This window comes from Methylobacterium sp. TK26, from assembly GCF_055361565.1.
In genome coordinates this window covers 1,569,004-1,583,250 of the sequence record NZ_CM143965.1, presented here as the reverse complement: position 1 = coordinate 1,583,250, position 14,247 = coordinate 1,569,004, and the positions used below count along the sequence as shown (strand labels likewise).

At 71.1% G+C, this 14,247-nt stretch carries 14 protein-coding genes and 2 riboswitches; of the genes, 4 read left to right on the top strand and 10 right to left on the bottom strand.

Annotated features, from left to right (window positions below):
• Positions 1-9: 9 nt before the first annotated feature.
• Both pstC and pstS read right to left on the bottom strand, forming a co-directional pair.
• Positions 10-984 (bottom strand): phosphate ABC transporter permease subunit PstC, encoded by a 975-nt coding sequence (gene pstC, locus ACXJ1Y_RS07705; RefSeq protein WP_463849487.1) that lies wholly within the window; start codon positions 982-984, stop codon positions 10-12.
• A gap of 101 nt (positions 985-1,085) precedes the next feature.
• On the bottom strand, positions 1,086-2,126 hold the full coding sequence (gene pstS / locus ACXJ1Y_RS07700; RefSeq protein WP_463849486.1) for a phosphate ABC transporter substrate-binding protein PstS: 1,041 nt from the start codon (positions 2,124-2,126) through the stop codon (positions 1,086-1,088).
• A gap of 320 nt (positions 2,127-2,446) precedes the next feature.
• Between pstS and ACXJ1Y_RS07695 the strand changes: the two genes are divergently transcribed.
• Positions 2,447-2,692, top strand: coding sequence for a hypothetical protein (locus ACXJ1Y_RS07695; RefSeq protein ID WP_463849485.1), 246 nt, complete (start codon positions 2,447-2,449; stop codon positions 2,690-2,692).
• A gap of 7 nt (positions 2,693-2,699) precedes the next feature.
• Here ACXJ1Y_RS07695 and ACXJ1Y_RS07690 read toward each other — a convergent pair whose 3' ends face one another.
• From ACXJ1Y_RS07690 to ACXJ1Y_RS07670, 5 genes are all read right to left on the bottom strand, one after another.
• Positions 2,700-2,897 (bottom strand): hypothetical protein, encoded by a 198-nt coding sequence (locus ACXJ1Y_RS07690; protein WP_342166186.1) that lies wholly within the window; start codon positions 2,895-2,897, stop codon positions 2,700-2,702.
• Between the two features lie 140 nt (positions 2,898-3,037).
• A complete protein-coding gene (recN, locus tag ACXJ1Y_RS07685) occupies positions 3,038-4,705 on the bottom strand; it encodes a DNA repair protein RecN (protein ID WP_463849484.1) in 1,668 nt (555 codons plus the stop codon).
• 141 nt (positions 4,706-4,846) lie between these two features.
• A complete protein-coding gene (locus ACXJ1Y_RS07680) occupies positions 4,847-5,968 on the bottom strand; it encodes a DSD1 family PLP-dependent enzyme (RefSeq protein WP_463849483.1) in 1,122 nt (373 codons plus the stop codon).
• Between the two features lie 25 nt (positions 5,969-5,993).
• The gene (locus ACXJ1Y_RS07675; protein WP_463849482.1) at positions 5,994-7,133 is read right to left on the bottom strand and encodes a threonine synthase; all 1,140 of its coding nucleotides are present in this window, start codon (positions 7,131-7,133) and stop codon (positions 5,994-5,996) included.
• Between the two features lie 130 nt (positions 7,134-7,263).
• The gene (locus ACXJ1Y_RS07670; protein ID WP_463849481.1) at positions 7,264-8,523 is read right to left on the bottom strand and encodes a D-amino acid dehydrogenase; all 1,260 of its coding nucleotides are present in this window, start codon (positions 8,521-8,523) and stop codon (positions 7,264-7,266) included.
• 66 nt (positions 8,524-8,589) lie between these two features.
• A riboswitch (glycine riboswitch) is annotated at positions 8,590-8,705 on the bottom strand.
• A gap of 1 nt (position 8,706) precedes the next feature.
• Positions 8,707-8,808: riboswitch (glycine riboswitch) on the bottom strand.
• A gap of 134 nt (positions 8,809-8,942) precedes the next feature.
• On the opposite strand from ACXJ1Y_RS07670, the gene ACXJ1Y_RS07665 reads away from it, so the two are divergent.
• Complete coding sequence (locus tag ACXJ1Y_RS07665; RefSeq protein WP_463849480.1) at positions 8,943-9,410, top strand: DoxX family membrane protein; 468 nt, start codon at positions 8,943-8,945, stop codon at positions 9,408-9,410.
• Positions 9,411-9,413: 3 nt separating this feature from the next.
• Here the strand turns inward: ACXJ1Y_RS07665 and ACXJ1Y_RS07660 are convergent, their stop codons facing one another.
• Positions 9,414-10,022, bottom strand: a complete 609-nt coding sequence (locus tag ACXJ1Y_RS07660; protein ID WP_463850060.1) for a glutathione S-transferase — start codon at positions 10,020-10,022, stop codon at positions 9,414-9,416.
• Positions 10,023-10,097: 75 nt separating this feature from the next.
• The gene (argE, locus tag ACXJ1Y_RS07655) at positions 10,098-11,270 is read right to left on the bottom strand and encodes an acetylornithine deacetylase (protein ID WP_463849479.1); all 1,173 of its coding nucleotides are present in this window, start codon (positions 11,268-11,270) and stop codon (positions 10,098-10,100) included.
• A gap of 136 nt (positions 11,271-11,406) precedes the next feature.
• Here argE and ACXJ1Y_RS07650 point away from each other — a divergent pair, with 136 nt between their 5' ends.
• Both ACXJ1Y_RS07650 and ACXJ1Y_RS07645 read left to right on the top strand, forming a co-directional pair.
• Complete coding sequence (locus tag ACXJ1Y_RS07650; protein WP_463849478.1) at positions 11,407-12,042, top strand: L,D-transpeptidase; 636 nt, start codon at positions 11,407-11,409, stop codon at positions 12,040-12,042.
• A 129-nt stretch (positions 12,043-12,171) separates the two neighbouring features.
• Positions 12,172-12,420: a hypothetical protein gene (locus ACXJ1Y_RS07645; RefSeq protein ID WP_463849477.1), complete on the top strand. Its 249-nt coding sequence runs from the start codon at positions 12,172-12,174 to the stop codon at positions 12,418-12,420.
• 7 nt (positions 12,421-12,427) lie between these two features.
• Here the strand turns inward: ACXJ1Y_RS07645 and ggt are convergent, their stop codons facing one another.
• Positions 12,428-14,200, bottom strand: coding sequence for a gamma-glutamyltransferase (gene ggt, locus ACXJ1Y_RS07640; RefSeq protein WP_463849476.1), 1,773 nt, complete (start codon positions 14,198-14,200; stop codon positions 12,428-12,430).
• Between the last annotated feature and the right edge of the window lie 47 nt (positions 14,201-14,247).

The following is a 14,247-nucleotide window of genomic DNA, read 5'->3' as shown; positions in this document are numbered from 1 at the left end:
ATCGGCTCCTCAGGCGGCCCGGACGCGGCGGGTCAACAGCCGCGCGACGATCAGCACGATGAAGGTGATGACGAACAGGATGCAGCCGAGCGCCATCAGGGCGTTCAGTTGCAGGCCGTCCGCCTCGTTGAACTCGTTGGCGATCCGCGAGGCGATGGTCGAGGACGGGTCGAAGATCGAGGCCGAGAGCCGGTTGGCGTTGCCGACCACGAAGGTCACGGCCATCGTCTCGCCCAGCGCCCGGCCGAGGCCCAGCATGACCGCGCCGATGATCGACACGGCGGCCTGCGGCACGAGGACGTGGCGCACCACCTCCCAGGTCGTGCAGCCGATGCCGTAGGCGCTCTCGCGCAGGACCGTGGGGATCTGGTCCAGCATGTCCCGGGCGATCGAGGCGATGAACGGCACGATCATGATCGCCAGGATGATGCCGGCGGTGAAGATGCCGACGCCCGAGGGCACCCGCGCATAGAGCAGCGTGCCGACCACCGGGAGCCCCTCGACGAGGTTCGAGAGGGGGATCTGCACGAAGCGCGCGAAGATCGGGGCGAAGATGAACAGGCCCCACATGCCGTAGATGATGCTCGGCACGGCGGCGAGCAATTCGATCGTCATGGCGACGGGCTTGCGCGCCCAGCCGGGGCAGAGCTGCGTCAGGAAGATCGCGATGCCCAGCGAGACCGGCACGCCGATCAGCAGCGCGATCACCGCCGAGGCGAGGGTGCCGATCACCGCGACCAGGGCGCCGTATTGCTCGGTGCCGATGTTCCAGGCGCTGGAGGTGAGAAAGCCGAAGCCGAATTCGCGGAAGGCGGGCCAGCCGCCGTAGAGGATCGAGCCGAGGATGCCGGCCAGCATCAGCAGCACGAGCAGGGCGGCGGCGTAGGAGCAGGTACGGAACATCGCATCGAGCCCACGGCTCGGACCCCGGCGCGGGGTGGAGCGCGTCTCGGCGATGGCGATGGACTGCGACAAGGCGGGCATCCGCGATTCTCTGGAATGGACGGACTTCTATCGTGGCGGCACCCGCGATGCGAGGGAGGGAGCCCGAAGCCCCCTCCCCGCGCGGGATCACATGTTCAGGATCACATGCCGAAGACGGGCTTGCCGTCCTTGCCCTTGATGGTCTTCCACTCGTCGTGGATCAGGCCGACGACGTTGTCCGGCAGCGGGACGTAGTCGAGGTCCGAGGCGAGCTTGTCGCCGTTCTTGTAGGCCCAGTCGAAGAACTTCAGCACGTCGGCCGCCTTCGCCGAATCGGCCGGCTCCTTGTAGACGAGGATGAAGGTCGCGGCGGTGATCGGCCACGCATCCGCGCCCGCTTGGTTGGTGAGCGAGATGCCGAAGCCCGGGGCGGCCTTCCAGTCGGCGCTGGCGGCGGCCGCCTGGAACGCCTTGTCGGTCGGCTCGGGGAACTTGCCGTCCTTGTTCTGGATGAGCGTGTAGGCCAGCTTGTTCTGCTTGGCGTAGGCCGACTCGACGTAGCCGATCGAGTTCGGGACCTGCTTCACGGTGGCGGTCACGCCCTCGTTGCCCTTGCCGCCCTGGCCCACGGGCCAGGAGATCGTCGTGGCGGCGCCGAATTCCTTCTTCCACGCCTCGGAGGCCTGGGCGAGGTAGGTCGTGAAGATGCTCGTCGTGCCCGAGGCATCGGAGCGGTAGACCGGCGTGACGTTCGCGTCGGGGAGCTTCACGCCCTCGTTCAGCTTGGCGATGCGCGGGTCCGACCACTTGGCGATCTTGCCGGCGTAGATGTCGGCGATGAGTTCGCCGGTCAGCTTCAGCTTGCCGGCCTCGATGCCGGGGATGTTCACCACGGTGACGACGCCGCCCATCACGGTCGGGAACTGGACGAGGCCGTCCTTGGCAAGCTGCTCACCCTTCAGGGGGGCATCGGTGGCGCCGAAATCGACGGTCTTGGCCTGGATCTGCTTGATGCCGCCGCCGGACCCGATCGACTGGTAGTTCAGGCCGGTGCCGGTCTCCTTGCGGTAGGCTTCCGCCCACTTGGAATAGACCGGGAAGGGGAAGGTGGCTCCCGCTCCGGTGATGTCGGCGGCGAGCGCCGCGGTGGCGAGCTGGGCCGTCGCGAGGCCGAGGGCGAGCGCGTAAGCGAAGGGTCTCAAGGGTGTCTCCGTCTCGGTCGGCTGCGCCGCCGTCCCTGGGGCGATACGGCGCAGATCCAAGGGGCGCGGAAGGGTCCGGCCGGCGCTCGGGGCGGTACGCCGGTCGTATGACAGCGCTATGACAACCCCGGCGCGCGCGGTCTTTCGCGCTGCGGTAAGAACCTGATTTCTCGAATCGATCCGGCCCGGACACAAACCGGCAACGGAGCCGCGGGGGCCTCTTTCCGAGGCGATGGCACGCTATGGCGGCCGGCTGCGTTGTTGTCGCATCGACCCGGTGCCCGGAGGCATAGGGCGATGGGGCCGAAGGGATCGCGGACGTGGTGACAGGGCCTGCGAGGGAGGACGACGATCCGGACGCGGCCTGGCGTGAGCTTCACGAGGAGCGCGAGGCGCTGGAGCGGGCGCTGTCCCTCTGCCAGACGCGGCAGCGGGTGGCGCGGGACGCGGCCGAGGCCAGCGAGGCCGCGCGCGAGGAGGCGGACCTGCTCCTCAGCCTGGACCGGGTGCTCACGCGGATCAGAGCGGCGGAATACGGGCGCCAGCCCGGCGCCCGGCGGTGGTGATCGCGCGTCAGAGGGCCTGACGGCGGTCACGCTCCTTGTGGCGCAGGCGCAGGAGCAGGTCGATCTGCGAATCGGGGATCGGCTGCGTGTCGATGCTGTCCTCGTAGACGCGGCGCAGGCTCTGGCCGAGATGGCCGGTATCGACGCCATTCCCCGGCTTCGCGGACGCGATGCGTGTTCCTGCCATGGCAGCAGTGCGGCTCATGGTCCTCTCCGATACCGAAAACCGGCTCGACCGACGATGACGGGGCGAGCAACGGTGACACTCCACTAACTTGGTTAACTACGCGTTACCGTCAACCTATCGTTAAGCTTGCGACGGAAGCTGCGACACTACCGTCCGGTTCAGACACCCAGTAACAATCGGGCGGCGGCGGCGCGGGCCTCGTCAGTCACCGTGGCGCCGGCGAGCATCCGGGCGATCTCCTCGCGGCGGTCTTCCACCGGCAGGGTCGAGACGCGGGTCGCCACCCGCCCCGCGCCCTTCACCGGCGCCTTGGCGATCAGGAGATGCGTGGCCGCCCGCGCGGCGACCTGCGGCGCGTGGGTGACGGCGATGACCTGCACCGTGTCGGCGAGGCGCGAGAGGCGCAGACCGATGGCGTCGGCCACCGCGCCGCCGACCCCCGTGTCGATCTCGTCGAAGATCAGGGTCGGGGCCGAGCCCTTGTCGGCGAGCACCACCTTCAGGGCCAGCATGAACCGCGACAGCTCGCCCCCCGAGGCGACGCGCATCATCGGGCCGGGCTTCGTGCCGGGGTTGGTCTGCGCCCAGAACTCCACCCGGTCGATGCCGGCGGCGTCGCGGGAGGCGGAATCGGTCGCGATCTCGGTGATGAACCGGGCGCGTTCCAGCTTCAGGGGCGGCAACTCGGCCTGCACCGCCGCGTCGAGCTTGCGCGCCGCCTTCCTGCGGCCGGCGCTCAGGGTCTCGGCGGCGGCGGCATAGGCGGCCTCCGCCTTCCCCTGCGCGGCTTCCAGGGTGGCGAGTTCGGCCTCGCCCGCGTCGATCGCGGCCACGTCGGCGGCGAAGCGCCCGGCGAGGTCGGCGAGGTCGTCGGCGGCGACGTTGTACTTCCGCGCCGCCGCGCGCAGGGCGAACAGCCGTTCCTCGACGCGCTCCAGTTCGCGCGGATCGAATTCCGCCTCCGCCACCGCGTTCTCGATGGCGGCCCGTGCCTCGTCGAGGGCGACGAGGGCCGCGTCGAGGGCGTTGACGCAGGGCTCGACCAGGGCCGGCAGCAGCGCCGCCCGTCGCTCCAGCTTGCGCAGGGCGGCCGAGAGGTGCGGCACGCCCGAATGCGGCCCGCCCGCCGCGTCCAGGGCCTCGTTGAGTTCCCGGGCGATCTTTTCCGATTGCTGCATCACCGTGCGGCGCTCGGCGAGGCTCGCCTCCTCCCCCGGCAGCGGGTTCAGTTCGCCGAGTTCCTCGACGGCGTGCCGCAGGAAGTCGGCCTCGCGGCGGGCGGTCTCGACCCGCTCCTTGTGCTCGCTGAAGGCGGTGCGGGCGGCGCGCAGGGCGCGGGCGGCGGTACCGACCTTGGCCGCCTGCGGCTGGAGCCCGCCGAAGGCGTCGAGGATCGCCCGGTGCGAGGCGGGATCGGCCAGGGCCCGGTCGTCGTGCTGCCCGTGGATCTCCACCAGGGCCGCGCCGATGGCCCGCAGCACCTGCACGCCCACCGCCTGATCGTTGACGAAGGCGCGGGTGCGTCCGTCCGCCATCTGCGTGCGGCGCAGGATCAGGTCACCCTCGGTGTCGAGTTCGGCCTCGGCGGCGATCCGCCTCGCCGGGTGGTCGAGGGGCACGTCGAACACCGCCGTCACGCCGCCCTGCGATTCGCCGGAGCGCACGAGGCGGCCGTCGCCACGGCCGCCGAGGGCCAGGGCGAAGGCGTCGAGCAGGATCGACTTCCCCGCGCCCGTCTCACCCGTGAGGACGCTGAGCCCTTCGCGGAAGTTGAGTTCGAGCTTGTCGATCAGAACGATGTCGCGGATCGCGAGCTGCGCGAGCATGCTGCGGCGGGGCATCCCAGGGGGCGGAAAGGACCGGGAGCACACCGCCGCGACCGGCGGCGCGCTCTCGGGAACGGAGTGCGTACATAAGCCGGCCGCCCCGGCGATTCACCCTAAAAGTTCGCGCGGGCCGCGCCGCCCCTACAGGAGAGCCCCCCGCGCCGTGACCGGCCACAGGGCCTCGACGCGGCCGTTGCGGACGCCCACCAGCCAGTCGTGGACGTTGACGGTCGGGTCGCAATGGCCGGGGATCAGGCGCAGCCGGTCGTTCAGCCGGAGCACGTTGCCGGGATCGGCGATCACCCCGTGCTCGTCGGAGGCCTTCAGGTACTCGACGTCGCTGCGGCCGAACACGATCGGCATGCCGCTGTCCACGCTCTGCGCCTTGAGGCCGGCATCGCAGATCGCGACGTCCCGCTTCGCCTTGCTCATCACCGAGGTGAGGATGAACAGGCTGTTCTCGAACTCCGAGATCGGCTTGTCGCCGGCATCGCGGACGCGCTGATAGTCGGCGTCCATGAAGACGTAGGAGCCGCATTGCAGCTCGTTGTAGACGCCGCTCGCCCCCTCCATCTCGAAGCTGCCGGTGCCCGCCCCCGCGACGATGGCGCAGGACAGGCCCTCGGCCTTCAGGAGATCGACGGTGCGCTTGGTGTCGTCGATGGCCTTCCGGATCAGGTCCCGGCGCTCGTCGTGGGCGCGGACATGCTGGGCCTTGCCCTGGTAGGCCTGCAGCCCGGCGAACGAGAGGCCCGGCCGGTCGGCGATGCGGCGTGCGATGGCGACCGCCGGCTCGCCCGGCGCGACGCCGCAGCGGCCCGCGCCGACATCGATCTCCACGAGGCATTCGAGGGTGACGCCGTACTTCACCGCCGCCGCCGAGAGGTCATCGACGTTGTCGAGGTCGTCCACGCAGACCAGCACCCGGGCGCGGGTGGCGAGCGCCGCCAGCCGCTCGATCTTCTTCGGCGCGACCACTTGGTTCGAGACCAGCACGTCGCGGATGCCGGCGCTCACCAGCGCTTCGGCCTCGCTGACCTTCTGGCAGCACACGCCGCAGGCCCCGCCCCGCTCCATCTGGATCATCGCGATGTCGGAGGACTTGTGCGTCTTGGCGTGCGCCCGGTGGCGCAGGCCCTTCTCCTTCATGTAGCGGCCGAGCTTCTCGACGTTGCGCTCGAAGGCGTCGAGATCGACCACGAGGCAGGGGGTGTCGACCTCATCGACCGGCATGCCGATGGCGGCGGGGAGCGTGTTGGCCATGGGGTTCCTCCTTTGTTGTTGTGTCTCAGCCTTGGGCGTCGAGCAGGTCGGCGATGCGGGGCGTGGCCTTGATGCCGGTGCCGGTGAGGACGACGACGCTCGTCTCGTCGGCGCGGATGGCGCCGCGTCCGGTCAGGTCGCCGAGCGCCGCCGCCGCCATGGCGCAGGTCGGCTCCACATAGAGGCCGGACCGGGCCAGCTCATGCAGCGCCGCCTCGATGGAGGCCTCCGACACCGCGACGGTGCCGCCGCCGGAGCGCCGCAGGGCCGCCAGCACCTCCCGCCCACGCACCGGCTGGGCGATGGAGGCGCCCTCGGCGAGCGTCGGGCGCGGATCGATGGGCAGGGCGTCCTCCGCTCCTGCCGCGAAGCCGGCATGGAGCGGCGCGCAATGGGCCGGCTGCACCGCGTAGAGGCGGGGCAGGCGGTCGATCTCGCCCCGGCGCAGCAATTCGCGGAAGCCGATGTCGCAGCCGAGGATGTTGCTGCCCGCCCCGCAGGGGATGATGACCGAATCCGGTGCGCGGAAGCCCAGATCCTCCCACAATTCGTAGGCCAGGGTCTTGGTGCCCTGAAGGAAATGCGCCTGCCAATTGTGGCTGGCGTAGAAGATCGACTCGGCCTGGGCGACGGCGGCGTCGGCCGTGTCCTGGCGGGTGCCGGGGATCAGTTCGATGGCGGCGCCGGCCGCGCGCATCTGCACGGTCTTGGCCGGCGAGGTCGAGGCGGGCACGAGGATCTTGGCCCGCATCCCGGCGGCGGCCGCGTAGGTCGCCACCGCCGCGCCGCCGTTGCCGGAGGAATCCTCCAGCACGGAGTCGATCCCCTGCTGCCGCAGGATCGAGAGCATCACCGAGGCCCCCCGGTCCTTGAAGCTGCCCGAGGGCGCGAACCATTCGAGCTTGAAATGGGCGTGCCCGCCCCGCCACGGCCGGCGGACGAGGGGCGTGCAGCCCTCGCCCAGGCTGATCGGGTCGGAGACCGCCACCGGCAGGGCGCCGGCATAGCGCCAGAGGGACCGCGCGGCGGTGTCGATGCCGTCCCGCCCGAGGCCCGGCAGGTCGGTGATCATCAGCGGTCGCCCCGCCTCCGAGCGCCAGCGGGGCGTGTCGATGGGGTAGGTCGTCCCGTCGATGGGATCGACATAGGCGGTTATCGTGGTCATGGCGCCTCCCGACGGCGACCGTAGCGCCGCACGAACATTATTCAAAATTACGAACCGATTCTGGAAGCCTCGCCGTCATTGCGAGCGCCAGCGAAGCAATGACGGCGAGGGTACGGGGAGCGACCCTGGCTTACGCCGCGAGGCGCAGGTCCGCCGTGCCGGGCGCGTGCTCGGCCGCGATGGCCTCGGCCACGAGTTCGGCGGTGGCGCCCGAGAGGGTCCAGCCGAGATGGCCGTGGCCGGTGTTGTAGAACACCCCCGCCCGGCGTCCGCGCCCGACCTTCGGCAGCATGTTCGGCAGCATCGGCCGCAGGCCGCTCCAGGCGATCACCCGGTCGGTGGCGACGCCGGGGAACTGCTCGCGGGTCCAGTCCACCAGGGGCTGGATCCGGTCGTGGCGGATGTCGCGGTTGAAGCCGTTGAACTCGGCGGTGCCGGCCACGCGGAAGCGGTCCTCGCCGAGGCGGCTGGTGACGATCTTCGTGGCCTCGTCGAGGATGCTCACCTGCGGCGCCGCCGCCTGGGCCTCCGGCGTGTAGAGGTTCACGGTGATCGAGTAGCCCTTCACGGGGTAGATGTTCACCCGGTCGCCCAGCATCGCCGCGAAGTGGCGGCTCGCCGTGCCGGCGCAGATCACCACCGCGTCGAAGCTCTCCTCGCGGGCCTCGCCCCTGCCGGCCTCGCGCCAGCCGACGACGTGGCCCCCCTCCCCGCCCGGCTCGACCGAGGCGACGACGGCATCGTGGACGAAGCGCACGCCCCTGCGGGCGCAGGCGGCGGCGAGGCCCCGCGTGAACTTGTGGATGTCGCCCGTGGCGTCGGAGGGGGTGAAGAACCCGCCGTAATACGTCCCCGCCAGCGTCGGCTCGAGGGCGCGGATCTCGTCGGGCGTGACGGCGTGGCGCTCCAGCCCGCCCTCGCGGAGCAGGGCGTTCACCCCTTCCGCCTTCCGGAAGGCCGCTTCGTCCCGGTAGAAATGCAGGATGCCGCGCGTCTTCAGGTCGAAGTCGATCCCCTCGGCGCGGGCCATATCGAACAGGGCCTCCCGCGCCTTGATCGCGAGCCGCACCGTCTCGACGGTGTTGGCCCGGTAATGGGCGATCTCGCGGACGAACTCGGCCATCCACGACAGCTTGTGCCAGGACGGGGCCGGGTTCATCAGCAGCGGCGCGTCGCGGCGGGTCATCCAGCGCAGGCCCTGGATCACCGTCGCGACCTTGTTCCACACCTCGGCGTTGCAGGCCGAGAGCTGGCCGCCATTGGCGAAGGAGGTCTCCATCGCGGCGTAGCGGTTGCGGTCGAGGACGGTGACGCGATAGCCCCGCGTGGCGAGGGCATAGGCTGTCGTCACGCCGGTGATGCCGGCGCCGATCACGGCGACATGGGTCATGGGTTTGGGACTCCGGGCCAACTGGACGCATGGGACCGGCCTCGTGTGAAGCCGGTCGGTCGCGCCCCATCTGTCCCGGTGCCTGAGAGCTTGATCCGGCGCCGCCTTGGCAGGGCGGTGAGACCGGACGTCCCCTTCGGCGGGTGCCAGCGGACGAATCCGCCGCACCGCTCTCCAGATTGCCCCGACGACACGGTTCTGGTGCCTGAGAGTTTCCGGGGCGGTTGCTCCGTCGGCGCCGGGCGGCCTCTGTCGGGCCGTCCCGGTCTCTCCCGCATCGTCATGATGGGCACTGCGACATTAGCGCAGCTTGCCCTGTCCGCCCAAGCCCGTTTTCGGGGCATCGCGCCCGACTTCCTTGCAATCGGCGGCGCCTGTCACACCTGCTCACGCGACCCCGTCATGGAGCCCAAGACCGGATGCCAAGCCTGAGCCTCGCCATCGCCTTCGGCACCCGCCTGCTCCTCGTCCTGCTGTTCCTGCCCTTCAGCGCCCTCGACAAGATCGTGAACTTCAAGGGCGCGGTCGGTCAGGCGAAGCAGGCGGTGCACGCCACCGCCCCGGCCGTGGTGCTCATCCTCCTCGGGCTCACCGTCGAGATCGGCATGTCGGCCTGCATCCTGACGGGGGCGTTCGACCGCGCCGCCGCCTTCGTGATGGCCGGCTATTGCGGCGTCACGGCGCTCCTGTGGAAGCAGTTCTGGACGCCGGGCGACTTCTGGTCCGGCGGCAAGGGCCGCGAGCTGTTCTGGGATTTCCTGAAGAACTTCGCGCTGGCCGGGGGCTTCCTGCTCATCACCTTCGGCACGGGGGCGAGCACGGTGGAGAGTTTCTTCGCCGACCCGCTCGCCTCCTCGCACCCTTACGAGATCCCGTCGCCGCGCTGAGCCTCAGCCCTGCGGCGGCACCGTCGCCGTCATGGACGGGCGGCCCTCGAACACGGCGTACCACGCAGCCGTGGCCGGGCGGCCGTCGCGCCACGCGAGGTCGGGGAAGCGGAAATCGAGGTAGCCGAGGGCGCAGGCGATGGCGATCGTGCCGATGTCGAGCACCGGCATGTCGGCGACGACGGCCTCGATCCGGTCGAGCCCCGCCACGATCTTGGCGATCTGGCCGGCGTCCCAATCCTGCCAGCGCAGGGGCTCGGGGCGCATCACGCGCTCGTAGCGGGTGATGAGCGCCGCATCGAGCATCCCGTCCGCCAGGGCCTGCCGGGTCAGGGCGTCCCAGCGCTCGGCGCCCTCGGGGAAGAGGTGCGCGCCCACGGAGCGCATGTCGAGGTATTCGCAGATCACCCGGCTGTCGAACAGGCAGGTGCCGTCCGCGAGGATCAGGGCCGGCACCTTGCCCAGCGGGTTGTGGGGGGCGACGTCGGGCGCGCCGGCCACGGGCGACGTGCCGGCGGTGACGACCTCGATCGCGCCGGCCTGGCCGGTCTCGTGGGCCAGCACCAGCACCTTGCGGGCATAGGGTGAGGCGGGGGAGTAGAGGAGCTTCATCGGCCAGTCCCGGATGTCACGGTCGAGGGGCACAACGCACCGTTCCGGCCGGGAAATCCAGCCCCGGCGCGGCGCCTATCCGCGGCATTCACCGATCAGGCGGCGGAGGAATCCGGCGCAGGCGTCGAGTTCGCCCCGGGTGACGTACTCGTCCGCCCGGTGGGCGCGGGCGATGGAGCCGGGACCGATCACCACGCTCGGCACGCCGGCGGCGTCGAACAGCCCGGCCTCCGTCCCGTAGGAGACCTTGGCGTGGGCGTTGCGCCCGGCGAGACGCTTGGCCAGCGTCGCGATCTCCGCCTCCGGCGCGGTGTCGAGGCCGGGATAGGCGATGAGGGGCTCGACCGTGATCCCGCAGGCGGGGTCGGCGGCGCGCATCAGGGGAACGAGGTGCCCCTCGGCATAGGCGACGGCCGCCGCCGTCAGGGCGCCGGCATCGTCGGCGCCGATGGCCCGCACCTCGAAATCGACGCTGCACGTATCGGGCACGATGTTGAGCGCCGAGCCGCCGCGCACCACGCTCGACAGGGCGGTGGTGTGGGGCACGTCGTAGAGCCCGTCGCGGGCGCCCTCGCGGGCCAGCCCCTCGGCCATCAGCCGGACATGCTCGATGAACCGCGCGGCGTATTCCACCGCGTTGACCCCCTGCGGCGCCAGGGCCGAATGGCAGGCACGGCCGGTGAACGTGACCCGCGCCGCCGACTTGCCCTTGTGGCCGAGGACGACCTCCATCCCCGTGGGTTCGCCCACGAAGCAGCCCAGCGGCTTCGGGAACAGGTCGCCCATCCGGGCGATGAGCGGCCGCACCCCGAGGCAGCCGACCTCCTCGTCGTAGGAGACCGCGATGTGGAGCGGCACGGCCAGGGGCTCCGCCGCCATCTCCGGCAGCAGGGCGAGGCACACGGCCAGGAACCCCTTCATGTCCGAGGTGCCGCGCCCGTAGAGCCGGCCGCCCTCCTCCCGCAGCCGGAACGGGTCCGAACTCCAGGGCTGGCCGTCGGCGGGCACCACGTCGCTGTGGCCGGAGAGCACGTAGCCCGGCCGGTCCAGGGGGCCGAGGCCGATCCACAGACCCGCCTTGGTGCCGGTCTCGTCGGGAACCCGCGTCACCGCCGCCCCGTGGCGCCGGGCGAACTCCTCGATCCAGTCGATCAGCGGCAGGTTCGAGCGGTCGCTCACCGTGTCGAAGGCGACGAGCGTCGCCAGGATCTCCGCCGCGTCCACCGTCTCTACCCCGTTCCCGGTCATACCCTGGTCCCTTACGTGCCCCTCGACACCGCACGGAAGTCTTACTACGCGCACCGGGAACCGGAGAGCCCCAAAGGCGTAGCTCGGCTGAACGCCTCGCGGTCTTCCGCCAACGTGGCGTCACGGGGATTCATCGATGCGCGTCCGATCCGCCGCCTTCCTCACCACCCTCCTCCTCGCGCTCGGCGCCGCGCCGGCCCGCGCCGACGTGGTCATCACCGTCGACAAGGATGCCCAGCGCATGTCCGTCGCCGTCGACGGCACGCCGCGCTATTCCTGGCCGGTCTCGACCGGCGCGGCGGGCTACGACACGCCCTCGGGGAGCTACCGGCCGTTCCGCATGGAGCGCACGCACTTCTCCAAGGAGTTCGATGACGCGCCGATGCCCTACGCGACGTTCTTCACCAACCAGGGCCACGCCATCCACGGCACGAACCACGTCCGCAGCCTCGGCCGCGCGGTCTCGCATGGCTGCGTGCGCCTGTCGGTGCGCAACGCCGCGACCCTGTTCACCCTGGTGAAGGCACAGGGCATGAACCGCACCCAGGTGCGGATCGAGGGCGAGGGCGCCGCCATGGCCGAGGGCGGCCCCCGGACCCGCACTGTCGCGCGCGGCCGGGGCTATGGGTACGGCGTCGACTCGTTCGACGACGACCAGACCGGCGCCCGCACCGTCTACTACGCCGTGCCCGACCGGCGCCCCGTCGCCATCGACCCGCGCGGGATCGACGGCGGCGGCTACGGCCCCGCCGGCTTCTACGACGGCTATTGAGAACTCAACTCCCGCGGGAATGCGCGGGCGTTAACTCTTCTTCTAAGCGAAGCGTTTACGGGCGGTCGCGATGGTGTTCCCCGCACCCGCGCCGCCCGTGGCGCGTGGTTGGAAGAGGGGGACGATTCGATGATGCGGCTCGCTGCATTCTCCACCGCGTGCCTCATGCTGGCGACGCCGGTTCTGGCGACACCCGTCTTGGCGAGCACCGCCGAGGGCGTGGTCTCGACCCGGGGTCCGCGCCTCGACGCATGGCTGCGCGGCATCGAGCCCGGCACGACCGGCTCGGTCCAGCCCGCCCCCGCCGCGCCGGCCAAGCCCTCCTGCCCGTCCGAGCGCCGGGTCGGCACGGGCGCGGGCTTCTGCCTCATCAACTGAATCCGGCTCACTCGCCGATCGCCGCCCCCGCCGGGCGGCGGTTGTCGTTGGCGCCGTAGAGCAGCCCCGGCCGCATGGATCGGGTGCGCGAGGCGTCGTTGCCGGAGGATGGCGCGCTCGGCTCCGGCGGCGCCGCGCCGTCCGTGGCGATCAGCTCCTGCGCCCCCCACGGCACCTGCACCTGCACGCTGTGGCCCATGCCCTTCAGGATCGCGAGGGTGTCCGCCGAGAGGGCGAAGGGCTCCGCGTAGACCGTGTCCGGCAGCCATTGGTGGTGGATGCGCGGGGCGTCGACCGCCTCCTGCGGCTGCATCCGGAAATCGAGCATGTTCATGATCGTCTGAACGTTGATGGTGATGATCCGCGAGCCGCCGGGCGAGCCCACCACCATCACCGGCTTGCCCTCCCGCAGGACGATGGTCGGCGCCATGGAGGAGAGCGGGCGCTTGCCCGGCGCGATGGCGTTGGCGTTGCCCTGGACGAGGCCGAACAGGTTCGGCACCCCGACCTTCGTGGTGAAGTCGTCCATCTCGTTGTTGAGGAAGAAGCCCGTGCCCGGCGCCATCGCCCCGGAGCCGAAATAGCCGTTGATCGTGTAGGTCAGCGAGGCCGCGTTGCCCGCCCGGTCGAGGACGGAGATATGCGTGGTCTCGGGCCGCTCGCGGGGCGGCTGCAGGGCCGGATCGGGGCGGATGTCGGACGAGGGCGTCGCCCGGTCGAGGCTGATCCCCTCGCGGAGGGTGCGGGCGTAGTCGGGCGAGATCAGCCGCGCCACGGGGTTGTCCACGAAGGCGGGGTCGCCGAGCGTCGCGTTGCGGTCGGCATAGGCGCGCCGCATCGCCTCGACCATCAGGTGCACGGTCCGCGCCGCGTTGAAGCCGGAGGCGGCGATGTCGTAGCCGTCGAGGATCGTCAGCGTCTCGCACAGCGTCGTGCCCCCCGAGGAGGGCGGCGGCGCCGAGAGGATCGTCGCCCCCCGGTAGGTGCAGGACAGCGGCCTGTCGTCGGTGATGGTGTAGTCCGCAAAATCCCGCGCGGTGAGGATCCCGCCCCCCGCCGACGAGGCCGCCTCGACGGCGCGCGGGATCTCGCCTTGGTAGAAGGCCGCCTGGCCGCCCTCGGCGATGGCCTGGAGGGTCTTGCCGAGGTCGGCCTGGACCAGCCTGTCCCCCGGCCGGAACGGCGTCCTGTCCGGCCGCAGGAAGATCTTGGCCACCGTCGGATCCCGTTCGAACTTCTTCGTGCCGGTCTCCAGGATGTCGGTGTCGCCCCGCGTCAGCACGAACCCGTCCTTCGCCAGGGCGATGGCGGGAGCCATGATCCGCGCGAGGGGGAGCGTGCCGTAGCGGGAGAGCGCGGTGGTGAGGCCGAGCACCGTGCCGGGCACGCCGGCCGCCTTCCAGCCGCGCAGGGTCGAGAACGGCACGAGGTTGCCGTCCGCGCCGAGATACATGTCGCGGCTGGCGGCGCCCGGGGCCTTCTCGCGGAAGTTGACGAAGCGGCTGCGCCCTTCCGCCGTGTGCAGCACCAGGAAGCCGCCGCCCCCGAGATTGCCGCAGCAGGGGTTCACCACCGCCTCGGCGAAGGCCACCGCCACCGCCGCATCGACGGCGTTGCCCCCCGCCGCCAGGATGTCCGCCCCGGCCTGCGAGGCCAGCGCCTGGGACGAGACGACCATGCCGTTCCGGCCCTCGACCGCCGGGGCCGAGGCCCCCCGCGCGAGGCCCGGCAGGGCCAGGGCACAGGCGACGACGAGGGCGCTCCACCAGCGTGTTTGCATTCCCGGCCCTTCCGATCCCGCCCGATGACAGGGGGGATCTAGGCCGG

What these genes read in the sequence shown, in the direction of transcription:
- ggt (WP_463849476.1), bottom strand. Translation starts at nt 14,200, where the DNA reads ATGCAAACACGCTGGTGGAGCGCCCTCGTCGTCGCCTGTGCCCTGGCC.
- argE (WP_463849479.1), bottom strand. Translation starts at nt 11,270, where the DNA reads ATGACCGGGAACGGGGTAGAGACGGTGGACGCGGCGGAGATCCTGGCG.
- recN (WP_463849484.1), bottom strand. Translation starts at nt 4,705, where the DNA reads ATGCTCGCGCAGCTCGCGATCCGCGACATCGTTCTGATCGACAAGCTC.
- ACXJ1Y_RS07660 (WP_463850060.1), bottom strand. Translation starts at nt 10,022, where the DNA reads ATGAAGCTCCTCTACTCCCCCGCCTCACCCTATGCCCGCAAGGTGCTG.
- ACXJ1Y_RS07665 (WP_463849480.1), top strand. Translation starts at nt 8,943, where the DNA reads ATGCCAAGCCTGAGCCTCGCCATCGCCTTCGGCACCCGCCTGCTCCTC.
- ACXJ1Y_RS07675 (WP_463849482.1), bottom strand. Translation starts at nt 7,133, where the DNA reads ATGACCACGATAACCGCCTATGTCGATCCCATCGACGGGACGACCTAC.
- ACXJ1Y_RS07670 (WP_463849481.1), bottom strand. Translation starts at nt 8,523, where the DNA reads ATGACCCATGTCGCCGTGATCGGCGCCGGCATCACCGGCGTGACGACA.
- pstC (WP_463849487.1), bottom strand. Translation starts at nt 984, where the DNA reads ATGCCCGCCTTGTCGCAGTCCATCGCCATCGCCGAGACGCGCTCCACC.
- ACXJ1Y_RS07680 (WP_463849483.1), bottom strand. Translation starts at nt 5,968, where the DNA reads ATGGCCAACACGCTCCCCGCCGCCATCGGCATGCCGGTCGATGAGGTC.
- ACXJ1Y_RS07690 (WP_342166186.1), bottom strand. Translation starts at nt 2,897, where the DNA reads ATGAGCCGCACTGCTGCCATGGCAGGAACACGCATCGCGTCCGCGAAG.
- ACXJ1Y_RS07650 (WP_463849478.1), top strand. Translation starts at nt 11,407, where the DNA reads ATGCGCGTCCGATCCGCCGCCTTCCTCACCACCCTCCTCCTCGCGCTC.
- ACXJ1Y_RS07645 (WP_463849477.1), top strand. Translation starts at nt 12,172, where the DNA reads ATGATGCGGCTCGCTGCATTCTCCACCGCGTGCCTCATGCTGGCGACG.